This window comes from Massilia cavernae (assembly GCF_003590855.1).
In the GTDB taxonomy this organism is placed as follows: domain Bacteria; phylum Pseudomonadota; class Gammaproteobacteria; order Burkholderiales; family Burkholderiaceae_D; genus Telluria_A; species Telluria_A cavernae.
The window spans coordinates 1-12,177 of the sequence record NZ_QYUP01000186.1 but is presented as its reverse complement, the minus strand read 5'-3'; the positions used below and the strand labels follow the sequence as shown (position 1 = coordinate 12,177).

Here is a 12,177-nt window from a genome sequence, read left to right as displayed (position 1 = left end):
GCTGAGAAAGAATGGATCGGACAGATGCTGGCGCGTGTCCGAATCATAGGGAACGATCACGCCAATAGTGCGGTTGTGCTGCAAGCGTAAATTCTGCGCGCCCACGTTAATCGAGTAGTTGAGGGAGCGCGCGAGCTCTTCAATGCGGGTTCGTGTCTCATCGTTCACCAGCGGGCTGAGATTGAGCGCACGTGACACGGTCGAGGTTGAAACGCCCGCCAATCGGGCAATGTCTGCCATTTGGAGGCGACCCGGCGACGGAACGCCACTGGCTTTTTTCCGAGGCAAGTTCATGCGTCGCTATTTTGCGCGATCGGCAATCTCATTTGACCAGTCATGGTAGCGAAATTGGTGAGGTCAACGCCGGAACCGAACTTCACGGCACAGCGGAAGATGCTCGCAGAGATTCTGTGAATCACATCGCTTGGGATCGTTGTTTCCATACTCTTGTGTTGCCTTCATCATTGGATTGCTTTGACGTAAGTGAATGATCGGAAATTATTCACTCGTCACCAGCAAACACCCGAGCTACGATGCGCATCGGGAGAGCTGACTCAATTCTTCGTGTTGGGATTTTACCTTGTAGAGCCGAATGTTTGTCAACTAATGGCAAACCGAAGTCAATGTGTCGTTGCCCGGCGTTCTCGCAAGCTTGTGCCCCTTCGGCGGAAGGAGATCGCGACGCAAAATGGCAAATATTTCGTCGAGCGCGGGTACTGCATGCGACTCCGAAACGCATGTTTTTCCGCCATTGAAAGAGCTAAATGTCACTCGCTCCAACTGGATAATTGCTAACTGCGCCGGCTCGATCTAAGCAAGTTGATCTGTTTCAAGCCGCGCGCACCGTCATTGCTGATCGAAACGGCATAGACCGGGGCAGGGCCACCTCGTTATACACAAGGCAATCTGGGAGGGGCTGCGTGAAGTTCGTGCCTCTGCTCATGTTCATCTGAACATTATTGTCTTGCAATCAGGATCCACTATACTCAAAGAGCGAGTGTCGATTGGTATTCATACCACGCAGCAAACTGTTTGGGGAGAACAAGATGCAACGCCGATGGCATAAGTTTGCCTCAATCCATCCGCGGCACTGGATGCATTGGCGACTCGCAGGCATTGCTTTCTTCATCGCGCCTCACGTCCTGCTCATGTTTGGATTTGCTGTAGTAACGGCAGCGATTCCCGCAGCACAGCCATCAGTACAATCCGCCCCCGGGCCTGTTTTTTTACCAGCCACGCCAATTCGTAAGGCAAATAGATTGCCACCCTACCCCAAAGACTCCATGCTGGAGGGCGAGGAAGGATCCGTCCTGGTAAGACTTACAATAGCCGCAGACGGTCAAGTAGATTATGTACAACTTGTGAAATCAAGTGGCAGCGCCGCGCTCGATAGGACCACCGTCCGCTGGATCAAGGCGCGTTGGCGCTTTCATCCAGCCACTCGCAACGGGCAGCCTGTTGTGTCAACAATCACAATTGAGGTGACATTCGCCCTGAGGAGGTGAAGTTATTCAGATGGAGAGGGGGCAAAATTACAAACTCGACTGAGAGTGTAAGCAATGAATGGCACTAAGGCACCCGAGCGACCGGAACGCGCTGGCGTTCACGCCGGCATCACTGCCAACCCCCGTATTATTTGGTGGTTGCACGCAGTGTCGCGCGCCACAAGCGGCTTGGCCATCATTGTCGGACTTCTGGCACTGCTAGGATGGGCTTTCGATATTGGCTTATTGAAAAGCATCCTGGCTGGACAGGATATGACGCCGCCCAGCACGGCAATTGCGATAAGCTTCATTGGTATCGCCCTCTGGCAGTTACAAACCGAACAGCCGCGCGGCATTCGCCTGCGCGTTGCACAAGTTTGTGCCCTTGTTGCGGCCATGATCGGACTGCTCACGCTCAGCGAATACATGTTCGGGTGGGATTTGGGCATCGATCAATTCTTGTTCGCGGATTCGCGATCCACTATCGGGCCATCTATCCTGGACCGAATGGCCCCGGGCACGGCTATGAGTATCTTCTTACTCGGAGGCGCTGCGCTGATACTTTGCAAGCACCCTGATCATTGGTCTACCCAAGTGCTGGCTCTCGCGGTGGCCTGGATCGCCTTTCTGGCCTGCCTGGGCCATCTTTACGGTGCTGAACTGCTCTATGGCGTTGTCTGCATCGGTGAGGATTGTGAAGTCACCAGCAACCTGCCGCGTTATGCGGCCATGGCACTTCCTACAGCCATCATGTTAGGCCTTCAAGCCTTAGGACTATTGGCGAGTCGCCCCAACTACGGCCTGATGGAGATTATAAGTAGTGACAGCGCCGGTGGACTCGTAGCTCGTCGCGTATTGCCTGCTGCGATCGCAATTCCGACCGCCTTTGGATGGTTGAACGTGTTTCTCCAGGAAACGGCTTTCGTTCAACCTAATCTTGGAGGCGCGCTGGTAACTGGAGTTGACATCATTGCCGTTGGCGGGTTGCTCTGGTGGAGCGCCCGGTCGCTCTTTCAAATCGATATGCAGCGACGATTGACAGAAAGAGAACTGGCGACTGTCCGGGAGCGAGAAATTGAGATCGGTTTCAGGATTCAGCGGACGCTATTGTTTGACTACCCGCCTCGCGATCTTCCTTGGGCGTGTTTCGCGGCCCTCACTATTCCATCGGAACGAATTGACGGCGATTTCTTCGATTTTCTTGTTCATACAGAGCGCCACATCGACGTGGTCCTGGGGGACGTGATGGGTAAAGGGGTACCTGCGGCATTACTCGGCGCAGCGACCAAGACTCACCTTCTAAGAGCCTTCAGTCACCTGATTGCTGTTGGCGATGATCGTACTGTGCTGCCTGAGCCCAGGGATATCATCACCCTTGCCAACTCTCACATAGCGAAGGAGCTTATTGAGCTCGAAAGCTTCGTGACCGTTTGCTATGCACGGTTCGATCTGGAGCGGGACCGCCTGCTCTTCGTCGATTGCGGTCACACCCACACCATCCATTTCCAGCAGAGGACCGGTACATGTGTCCTCCTCCAGGGTGACAACCTGCCGCTTGGGGTGAATGCTCGAGAAATCTACAATCAGTTCGAGACTCAGATTGCGCCGGGCGACATGCTGGTGTTCTATTCCGACGGCTTGACTGAGGCACGCAACCGCAACGGCGAATTTTTCGGAGTGGATCGGCTGGTCGATCTGGTGCAGTCGCACGCGGATCTCGATCCGGAGGAACTGCCTAAACGCTTGCGGGCCGCCGCCGAAGCCTTCACCGGCTCAGCCAGCTTCACCGATGACTTGACGTGTGTGGCGGTGAAGCTCAAGGAACACCGCCTGCCGGGGCCGCTGAAGCGCGACGAACTCACGATATCGAGCGATCTCAAGGAACTGGCGACAGTCCGTGACTTCGTTCAGAAAATTGCCAAAGGGGGGGACTGAGCGATGACAGCGTCAGCGCCCTCATACGGGCCGCGACGGAGGCGGCGAGCAACATCATGATCCACGCCTACGGACGCCGGTCCGATCGGCGAATTGAATTGGACGCCGAGGTTTTCGCCGATCGGGTTGTCGTTCGCTTTCATCACCTTGGCATGAGTTTCGATCCCCAGAAGGTGGCGCCCCCTAATCTCGACGGCACGCAGGAAGGCGGCTTCGGGATGTACATCATCGCTCAATCGGTTGACGAGGTGGGGTACTATCTGGACGACCGTGGGCGGAACTGCATAGCTCTCATCAAATGGACAGACCAGCTAAATAAGAGGGGGAGTCACGATGGACGTGACGTCTGAAATGGTCGGCAATGTCAACGTTATCGCTGTCCGCGGCGAGTTGGATGCGAGCAATGTCAACGATTTTAGACGCATCGTGTTGCCGCTGCTGGCATCGCCGGTCAAGCTCCTCATCGATTTGTCCCAGACGCAATTCGTCGACAGCTCTGGCCTCGGCGCCACGATAGCATGCCAGCGCCACGCTATCGCTGCGGGTGGCAGAATGAAGCTGTGTTGCATGTCGAAGCAAGTACGAGCTGCGTTCGAGCTTGTCCGGCTGCATCTCATCTTCGATATTCATCCAACACGTGAAGGAGCGCTACAGGCATTTGCAGAAGCGGCAGAGGCGTAAGCAGAGCGCGGGCTCGTCCGTCGAGCAAGCGAATGAGCTCATTAGGAGTCGATCGTGCCAGAGACGCCATCACTTGCAACTGTAAAGGAGAAGGAACTTCGCCTGGCCCTGGTTTGTTATGGCGGCATCTCGCTGGCCATTTATCAACATGGGGTCACCAAGGAGATTCTCAAGCTCGTGCGGGCCTCGAAGGCCTACCACACAGGGACGGATCAAAAAGAAAAACAGCAGGCCACTCACACGTTTAAATCCATCGCAGGAGATAGCCCGGAATACAGCACCGAAGAAATCTATTTTGATTTTTTAAAGACCATCGGTAGCGGGAATCTTGACTTGCGGGTCATCGTCGATGTGATCGCCGGCTCATCCGCCGGCGGCATCAATGGTATCGTTCTGGCCCGCGCACTTGCCCATGATCTGCGTATCGAACCGATCACCGACATGTGGATTAACGAGGCCGATATTGCGCGCGTGCTGGCCGCGGAAGCCAAGGCGGAATTCTGGAATAAATGGTATGTGCGGCCATTCATAGGCCCTTTCATATGGGGGCTCGCTCACAAGAAGAACCCGCTTTCGTCGATACCCGATCAAGAGACGAAGAAGAAGCTCTCGCTGTTTCTGCGTTCGCGATGGTTCGAACCTCCGCTCGGTGGTCAGCTGTTTAGCAATATCCTGCTTGACGGGCTAGGCGCCATGGGAGAGCCACGTACCAATACAGCCTCACTTCTCCCCCAAGTCACAAGTTGGATCTTCTGGTGACCGTTACGGATTTCTTTGGCACTGAGCGCACGATCTATATCCATGACCCTCCGATCGTGTGGGAACGCGACCACCGGCACATCCTGCGCTTTGCGTTCGAGCACGTCAAAGGCGGTGCCGTACGCAGCGACTTTGACCTTTATAACGTGCCATCCCTTGCATTCGCTGCGCGCGCGACGTCCGCTTTTCCTGGCGCCTTTCCACCAGTTCAGATTCAAGAAATGGATTCCGTTCTATCGCACGCCGCCAGTCATGGCCGGCCAGAGAGCAGTTTCTGCGCACCAATTTTCGTCACTATCTGGAATTCAACATGAATCCCGAGAACGCCATCCTCGTGGATGGCAGCGTCCTCAATAACAAGCCTGTCTTCGAGGCGATTGAAGCCGCGAGCACACACCCGGCATTCGGCGAAGTGGACCGGCGCCTGTCTATATCGATCCGCATCCGGGGGAGGAGAAAAGGCCGATACCAGAGCTCATGCCGGGTTTCGTGCAAACCATCATAGGAGCCCTCTCGGATCTCCGCGTTACGAGCCGATCTTTAACGAGCTTTCCCGAATTGAAATCTTCAATGAAAAAATTCGCCACTTAAAAGCGGCCATCGATTCCACCACCCCACGCGTCCAGACCCTGGTTGAGGGAGTTGCTGGTGACAAGCTTGATCAACCCGCTGACGCGACCCAGGTTCGGCAATGGCGCCTTCAAGTGGCGCATTGCCTGAGCGTGGACACTGCACTGCTCTACAACAACTATATGCGGCTGATGATAGACGCGGGACTGAATTTTCTGGCCCGGCTTATCTGCACCATATGCACCTATCCTCAAGGTTCTCCGCGCGCCCATTGGGTGACAAAGATATTACGACTTTGGGCCCAGCGGATCGAGATTTATCGTCGGGAATATGAAATCCCTCCAGGCGTCGCCGATGACGCGGAACTTCCGCCGTTCGCAAGGCTCGTGGATACCTTTGATCTTACCTTTCGTTACCGGCGCATACAGTTTGTGATGCGAGCGATCAATCGCTTGTACCCACGACTTCAGGAGCCGGGTTGCCGCACCATGACTTCCTCTACCCTTGATGCCCTGAAACGGCGACTTTACCAACAACTCAATTCGCTGCGGACTTACCAGGGAACTGGTTTTCTAAGGACTCAGACCGCATCGCATGCATGCGCTATCTTTAGCCGAACCGAGTTCAAATCCCAGGCGGGCGCACTTCCCGAGCCGGACGAGTTTGTTACGCTCCACAACAATGAAATAAGCGCCGTGATAGAACAAATTGGCATGGAATGCGACTTCGCCAGATTTACGAATGAAACTGACAAAATACTTGGATCCGCAGAAGCTCAGGCTATCGATTCGCCGTTTCGCCGGGATCTACTTATAAGTTACTTAGGGTTTGCGGTGTGGGATGCAGTTACCTTTCCGATGATCAATATGCAAGACCCACATGAAGCGCTCCAATTAACTGAGCTCCATGAAATCATCGTTGATCGGATCAGTCCGGATGATGCGATGACCTTGAAACCTTGCAGCGCAGTCGTTAAGGGAAGCGGCTTCGGCGGCTTTGCGGGATTTTTCAGTCACGCCGCGCGCGAGAATGACTATTTGTTGGGGCGGCTCCATGCCATTGACCGTTTACTGAATATCCTGGCAAGTTCGGTCGAACGAGACATACCGGGAGGCATCGATATGCGCCCATTCAAAAAGCGAGCTTTTGAGATTGTATTACGCGAAGAAGCCAAGCGACTCCCAAATGTGGCTGGATTGATCGCCGAGCTACAATCGGCCGTCATGAGCCTATAGGCAAAACTATTTTCCGATCGGATTGCTCTGAACGACCTTGTCTTTTATTAGCGCCTATTATAGTCTTCAAGACCTGCTGAACTGATCCGCCGTGATCGGCAAATAATAAATATTTCCCTGCCCCCACCAGTTTCAAAATAAATCTCGCCTCGATGGGTTTTTTACTCAACGGTGGCGGAGCCGACGGCCAGCGTGCACAAGGCATGCAACGGATGGGGCGAGACGATGGCGGCGTACCGCTTCTTCGACAACGAGGCACTGTACTTGGTGGTGGCGTGGCGCATCGCCCATCTGATGCGCATGGGGCGCACCTGTCCGGATCCGGACGCCAATCTGTTCTTCGATCCGAATGAGATCCAAGCCGCCTATCTGCTCAACAAGGCACCCGCGCCTCCCGTGCCACGCCTGAACGAGGTGGTGCGCATGATTGCACGGATCGGCGGCTTCCTTGCTCGAAAAGTGACGGCGAACCGGGCGCCGAGACTATCTGGGAGGGATGCGTGGATGTCCGTGCCTCTGCTCCTACCATCAAAACCCTTCATGAAATGGGCTTGCTTTCAAGTTGTGTATAACGAGATGGGGCAGGGCGGGTATCGTTGTATGGGCTTGACGCTTTCGCTTTTACAACACATCAATGTTTGATGCGACAGCCTGGCGCGGCAGGTTGTGGCCTTTCGTAGTGCAAGCGCAAAAAAGAAGGGCGTCCACAAAATTGTGGACGCCCTTCCTGTCTTACAGTAGTGCTTAGAACTTCGCGTTCAGCGTCAGCTTGACGCTGCGTGGCGCACCTGGGGTGATGTTGTTGTCGTTGTGGGCCGACGCATAGTACTTCTTGTCGAACAGGTTCTCGACATTCAGCTGCACCTGATACTGCTTGTCGATGCGGTAGAACAGCGCGCCATCGACGCGAGTGAACGATGGCAGCACCACCGTGTTGGAGGTCGAGGTGAACAGGCTGTCGCGATACACCAGGCCCAGCGCCGCGCCGAACTGCTGGTTGATATCGTAGCGATTCCACAGTGAGAAGGTATGCTCCGGCACCATCGCGAGCTTCGCGCCCGAACGAATGGTCGAGACTGGTTGGCTGTCAGTTCGGCATTCTGGTAGGCGTAGCCGCCATGACGCTCCATGTCTGAGTCAGCTTGCCTGCAGTCCGAGCTCCAGGCCCTTGGTGGTCTGGCCGTCCACCAGGATGCTGGTGCCGGCCACTGGGCGGGTACGACCACGTTGGTGCGGTCCAGCTGGTAGATGGCAGCGGTGGCGGCGACCGTAACTCCACTTCAGCCGTTCCATTGGAAGTTCGACAACGGTGGAAGGCTGAAGTGATGTGTCGCCGCCACCGCTGCATCTACCAGCTGGACCGCACCAACGTGGTCGTACCCGGCCCAGTGGCCGGCACCAGCATCCTGGTGGACGGCCAGACCACCAGGCTGGAGCTCGGACTGCAGGCAAGCTGACTCAGACATGGAGCGTCATGGGCGGCTACGCCTACCAGAATGCCGAACTGACAGCCAACCAGTCCTCGACCATTCGTTCGGGCGCGAAGCTCGCGATGGTGCCGGAGCATACCTTCTCACTGTGGAATCGCTACGATATCAACCAGCAGTTCGGCGCGGCGCTGGGCCTGGTGTATCGCGACAGCCTGTTCACCTCGACCTCCAACACGGTGGTGCTGCCATCGTTCACTCGCGTCGATGGCGCGCTGTTCTACCGCATCGACAAGCAGTATCAGGTGCAGCTGAATGTCGAGAACCTGTTCGACAAGAAGTACTATGCGTCGGCCCACAACGACAACAACATCACCCAGGTGCGCCACGCAGCGTCAAGCTGACGCTGAACGCGAAGTTCTAAGCACTACTGTAAGACAGGAAGGGCGTCCACAATTTTGTGGACGCCCTTCTTTTTTGCGCTTGCACTACGAAAGGCCACAACCTGCCGCGCCAGGCTGTCGCATCAAACATTGATGTGTTGTAAAAGCGAAAGCGTCAAGCCCATACAACGATACCCCCCTGCCCCATCTCGTTATACACAACTTGAAAGCAAGCCCATTTCATGAAGGGTTTTGATGGTAGGAGCAGAGGCACGGACATCCACGCATCCCTCCCAGATAGTCTCGGCGCCCGGTTCGCCGTCACTTTTTCGAGCAAGGAAGCCGCCGATCCGTGCAATCATGCGCACCACCTCGTTCAGGCGTGGCACGGGAGGCGCGGGTGCCTTGTTGAGCAGATAGGCGGCTTGGATCTCATTCGGATCGAAGAACAGATTGGCGTCCGGATCCGGACAGGTGCGCCCCATGCGCATCAGATGGGCGATGCGCCACGCCACCACCAAGTACAGTGCCTCGTTGTCGAAGAAGCGGTACGCCGCCATCGTCTCGCCCCATCCGTTGCATGCCTTGTGCACGCTGGCCGTCGGCTCCGCCACCGTTGAGTAAAAAACCCATCGAGGCGAGATTTATTTTGAAACTGGTGGGGCAGGGAAATATTTATTAATTTGCCGATCACGGCGGATCAGTTCAGCAGGTCTTGAAGACTATAATAGGCGCTAATAAAAGACAAGGTCGTTCAGAGCAATCCGATCGGAAAATAGTTTTGCCTATAGGCTCATGACGGCCGATTGTAGCTCGGCGATCAATCCAGCCACATTTGGGAGTCGCTTGGCTTCTTCGCGTAATACAATCTCAAAAGCTCGCTTTTTGAATGGGCGCATATCGATGCCTCCCGGTATGTCTCGTTCGACCGAACTTGCCAGGATATTCAGTAAACGGTCAATGGCATGGAGCCGCCCCAACAAATAGTCATTCTCGCGCGCGGCGTGACTGAAAAATCCCGCAAAGCCGCCGAAGCCGCTTCCCTTAACGACTGCGCTGCAAGGTTTCAAGGTCATCGCATCATCCGGACTGATCCGATCAACGATGATTTCATGGAGCTCAGTTAATTGGAGCGCTTCATGTGGGTCTTGCATATTGATCATCGGAAAGGTAACTGCATCCCACACCGCAAACCCTAAGTAACTTATAAGTAGATCCCGGCGAAACGGCGAATCGATAGCCTGAGCTTCTGCGGATCCAAGTATTTTGTCAGTTTCATTCGTAAATCTGGCGAAGTCGCATTCCATGCCAATTTGTTCTATCACGGCGCTTATTTCATTGTTGTGGAGCGTAACAAACTCGTCCGGCTCGGGAAGTGCGCCCGCCTGGGATTTGAACTCGGTTCGGCTAAAGATAGCGCATGCATGCGATGCGGTCTGAGTCCTTAGAAAACCAGTTCCCTGGTAAGTCCGCAGCGAATTGAGTTGTTGGTAAAGTCGCCGTTTCAGGGCATCAAGGGTAGAGGAAGTCATGGTGCGGCAACCCGGCTCCTGAAGTCGTGGGTACAAGCGATTGATCGCTCGCATCACAAACTGTATGCGCCGGTAACGAAAGGTAAGATCAAAGGTATCCACGAGCCTTGCGAACGGCGGAAGTTCCGCGTCATCGCGACGCCTGGAGGGATTTCATATTCCCGACGATAAATCTCGATCCGCTGGGCCCAAAGTCGTAATATCTTTGTCACCCAATGGGCGCGCGGAGAACCTTGAGGATAGGTGCATATGTGCAGATAAGCCGGGCCAGAAAATTCAGTCCCGCGTCTATCATCAGCCGCATATAGTTGTTGTAGAGCAGTGCAGTGTCCACGCTCAGGCAATGCGCCACTTGAAGCGCCATTGCCGAACCTGGGTCGCGTCAGCGGGTTGATCAAGCTTGTCACCAGCAACTCCCTCAACCAGGGTCTGGACGCGTGGGGTGGTGGAATCGATGGCCGCTTTTAAGTGGCGAATTTTTTCATTGAAGATTTCAATTCGGGAAAGCTCGTTAAAGATCGGCTCGTAACGCGGGAGATCCGAGAGGGCTCCTATGATGGTTTGCACGAAACCCGGCATGAGCTCTGGTATCGGCCTTTTCTCCTCCCCCGGATGCGGATCGATATAGACCAGGCGCCGGTCCACTTCGCCGAATGCCGGGTGTGTGCTCGCGGCTTCAATCGCCTCGAAGACAGGCTTGTTATTGAGGACGCTGCCATCCACGAGGATGGCGTTCTCGGGATTCATGTTGAATTCCAGATAGTGACGAAAATTGGTGCGCAGAAACTGCTCTCTGGCCGGCCATGACTGGCGGCGTGCCGATAGAACGGAATCCATTTCTTGAATCTGAACTGGTGGAAAGGCGCCAGGAAAAGCGGACGTCGCGCGCGCAGCGAATGCAAGGGATGGCACGTTATAAAGGTCAAAGTCGCTGCGTACGGCACCGCCTTTGACGTGCTCGAACGCAAAGCGCAGGATGTGCCGGTGGTCGCGTTCCCACACGATCGGAGGGTCATGGATATAGATCGTGCGCTCAGTGCCAAAGAAATCCGTAACGGTCACCAGAAGATCCAACTTGTGACTTGGGGGAGAAGTGAGGCTGTATTGGTACGTGGCTCTCCCATGGCGCCTAGCCCGTCAAGCAGGATATTGCTAAACAGCTGACCACCGAGCGGAGGTTCGAACCATCGCGAACGCAGAAACAGCGAGAGCTTCTTCTTCGTCTCTTGATCGGGTATCGACGAAAGCGGGTTCTTCTTGTGAGCGAGCCCCCATATGAAAGGGCCTATGAATGGCCGCACATACCATTTATTCCAGAATTCCGCCTTGGCTTCCGCGGCCAGCACGCGCGCAATATCGGCCTCGTTAATCCACATGTCGGTGATCGGTTCGATACGCAGATCATGGGCAAGTGCGCGGGCCAGAACGATACCATTGATGCCGCCGGCGGATGAGCCGGCGATCACATCGACGATGACCCGCAAGTCAAGATTCCCGCTACCGATGGTCTTTAAAAAATCAAAATAGATTTCTTCGGTGCTGTTCCGGGCTATCTCCTGCGATGGATTTAAACGTGTGAGTGGCCTGCTGTTTTTCTTTTGATCCGTCCCTGTGTGGTAGCCTTCGAGGCCCGCACGAGCTTGAGAATCTCCTTGGTGACCCATGTTGATAAATGGCCAGCGAGATGCCGCCATAACAAACCAGGGCCAGGCGAAGTTCCTTCTCCTTTACAGTTGCAAGTGATGGCGTCTCTGGCACGATCGACTCCTAATGAGCTCATTCGCTTGCTCGACGGACGAGCCCGCGCTCTGCTTACGCCTCTGCCGCTTCTGCAAATGCCTGTAGCGCTCCTTCACGTGTTGGATGAATATCGAAGATGAGATGCAGCCGGACAAGCTCGAACGCAGCTCGTACTTGCTTCGACATGCAACACAGCTTCATTCTGCCACCCGCAGCGATAGCGTGGCGCTGGCATGCTATCGTGGCGCCGAGGCCAGAGCTGTCGACGAATTGCGTCTGGGACAAATCGATGAGGAGCTTGACCGGCGATGCCAGCAGCGGCAACACGATGCGTCTAAAATCGTTGACATTGCTCGCATCCAACTCGCCGCGGACAGCGATAACGTTGACATTGCCGACCATTTCAGACGTCACGTCCATCGTGACTCCCC

Annotated in this window: 14 protein-coding genes and 5 pseudogenes; 11 read left to right on the top strand and 8 right to left on the bottom strand. The window is 55.1% G+C overall.

What is annotated here, in order from left to right:
- Positions 1 to 240, bottom strand: a 240-nt coding sequence (locus tag D3872_RS23770) for a LacI family DNA-binding transcriptional regulator (RefSeq protein ID WP_147373988.1), incomplete at its 3' end; no start/stop codon positions are given.
- An 806-nt stretch (positions 241 to 1,046) separates the two neighbouring features.
- On the opposite strand from D3872_RS23770, the gene D3872_RS27580 reads away from it, so the two are divergent.
- The 9 genes and pseudogenes from D3872_RS27580 to D3872_RS23735 all read left to right on the top strand — a co-directional run.
- Positions 1,047 to 1,505, top strand: a complete 459-nt coding sequence (locus D3872_RS27580; protein ID WP_147373987.1) for an energy transducer TonB — start codon at positions 1,047 to 1,049, stop codon at positions 1,503 to 1,505.
- 54 nt (positions 1,506 to 1,559) lie between these two features.
- A complete protein-coding gene (locus D3872_RS23760) occupies positions 1,560 to 3,419 on the top strand; it encodes a PP2C family protein-serine/threonine phosphatase (RefSeq protein ID WP_119813085.1) in 1,860 nt (619 codons plus the stop codon).
- Positions 3,416 to 3,769, top strand: a complete 354-nt coding sequence (locus D3872_RS23755; RefSeq protein WP_119813084.1) for an ATP-binding protein — start codon at positions 3,416 to 3,418, stop codon at positions 3,767 to 3,769. Before D3872_RS23760 ends, D3872_RS23755 begins: the two co-directional genes overlap by 4 nt.
- Positions 3,753 to 4,100 carry an STAS domain-containing protein gene (locus tag D3872_RS23750; RefSeq protein WP_119813083.1) on the top strand — a complete coding sequence of 116 codons (348 nt, stop codon included), beginning with the start codon at positions 3,753 to 3,755 and terminating at the stop codon, positions 4,098 to 4,100. Before D3872_RS23755 ends, D3872_RS23750 begins: the two co-directional genes overlap by 17 nt.
- Before the next feature lie 54 nt (positions 4,101 to 4,154).
- On the top strand, positions 4,155 to 4,859 hold the full coding sequence (locus D3872_RS23745) for a patatin-like phospholipase family protein (RefSeq protein WP_182915920.1): 705 nt from the start codon (positions 4,155 to 4,157) through the stop codon (positions 4,857 to 4,859).
- Positions 4,856 to 5,173, top strand: a complete 318-nt coding sequence (locus D3872_RS25395; RefSeq protein WP_147373986.1) for a hypothetical protein — start codon at positions 4,856 to 4,858, stop codon at positions 5,171 to 5,173. The genes D3872_RS23745 and D3872_RS25395 overlap by 4 nt, the downstream gene beginning before the upstream one ends.
- A 63-nt stretch (positions 5,174 to 5,236) precedes the next feature.
- Entirely contained in the window at positions 5,237 to 6,664 is a 1,428-nt protein-coding gene (locus D3872_RS23740; protein WP_182915919.1) for a DUF3376 domain-containing protein, read from the top strand.
- Positions 6,665 to 6,835: 171 nt separating this feature from the next.
- A pseudogene (locus tag D3872_RS27575) lies at positions 6,836 to 6,883 on the top strand (hypothetical protein); the annotation flags it as partial.
- A 36-nt stretch (positions 6,884 to 6,919) separates the two neighbouring features.
- Positions 6,920 to 7,236 (top strand): annotated as a pseudogene (locus tag D3872_RS23735) (IS4 family transposase); the annotation flags it as partial.
- A 172-nt stretch (positions 7,237 to 7,408) separates the two neighbouring features.
- Here the strand turns inward: D3872_RS23735 and D3872_RS23730 are convergent.
- Positions 7,409 to 7,735 (bottom strand): annotated as a pseudogene (locus tag D3872_RS23730) (TonB-dependent receptor domain-containing protein); the annotation flags it as partial.
- 251 nt (positions 7,736 to 7,986) lie between these two features.
- On the opposite strand from D3872_RS23730, the gene D3872_RS27180 reads away from it, so the two are divergent.
- Positions 7,987 to 8,121, top strand: a complete 135-nt coding sequence (locus D3872_RS27180; RefSeq protein WP_274381765.1) for a hypothetical protein — start codon at positions 7,987 to 7,989, stop codon at positions 8,119 to 8,121.
- Complete coding sequence (locus D3872_RS23725) at positions 8,118 to 8,495, top strand: TonB-dependent receptor domain-containing protein (RefSeq protein WP_370660990.1); 378 nt, start codon at positions 8,118 to 8,120, stop codon at positions 8,493 to 8,495. The genes D3872_RS27180 and D3872_RS23725 overlap by 4 nt, the downstream gene beginning before the upstream one ends.
- 191 nt (positions 8,496 to 8,686) lie before the next feature.
- Here D3872_RS23725 and D3872_RS23720 read toward each other — a convergent pair.
- The 6 genes and pseudogenes from D3872_RS23720 to D3872_RS23700 all read right to left on the bottom strand — a co-directional run.
- Positions 8,687 to 9,004: pseudogene (locus D3872_RS23720) on the bottom strand (IS4 family transposase); the annotation flags it as partial.
- A 9-nt stretch (positions 9,005 to 9,013) separates the two neighbouring features.
- Positions 9,014 to 9,088, bottom strand: a pseudogene (locus D3872_RS27175) (transposase DNA-binding-containing protein); the annotation flags it as partial.
- Positions 9,089 to 9,259: 171 nt separating this feature from the next.
- Positions 9,260 to 10,006 (bottom strand): DUF3376 domain-containing protein, encoded by a 747-nt coding sequence (locus D3872_RS23715; RefSeq protein WP_182915918.1) that lies wholly within the window; start codon positions 10,004 to 10,006, stop codon positions 9,260 to 9,262.
- A gap of 336 nt (positions 10,007 to 10,342) precedes the next feature.
- Entirely contained in the window at positions 10,343 to 11,068 is a 726-nt protein-coding gene (locus D3872_RS23710) for a patatin-like phospholipase family protein (RefSeq protein WP_182915917.1), read from the bottom strand.
- Entirely contained in the window at positions 11,065 to 11,670 is a 606-nt protein-coding gene (locus tag D3872_RS23705; protein WP_182915916.1) for a patatin-like phospholipase family protein, read from the bottom strand. The genes D3872_RS23710 and D3872_RS23705 overlap by 4 nt, the downstream gene beginning before the upstream one ends.
- Before the next feature lie 148 nt (positions 11,671 to 11,818).
- Positions 11,819 to 12,177: STAS domain-containing protein (locus D3872_RS23700; protein ID WP_147373983.1), on the bottom strand; the 359-nt coding region annotated here is incomplete at its 5' end.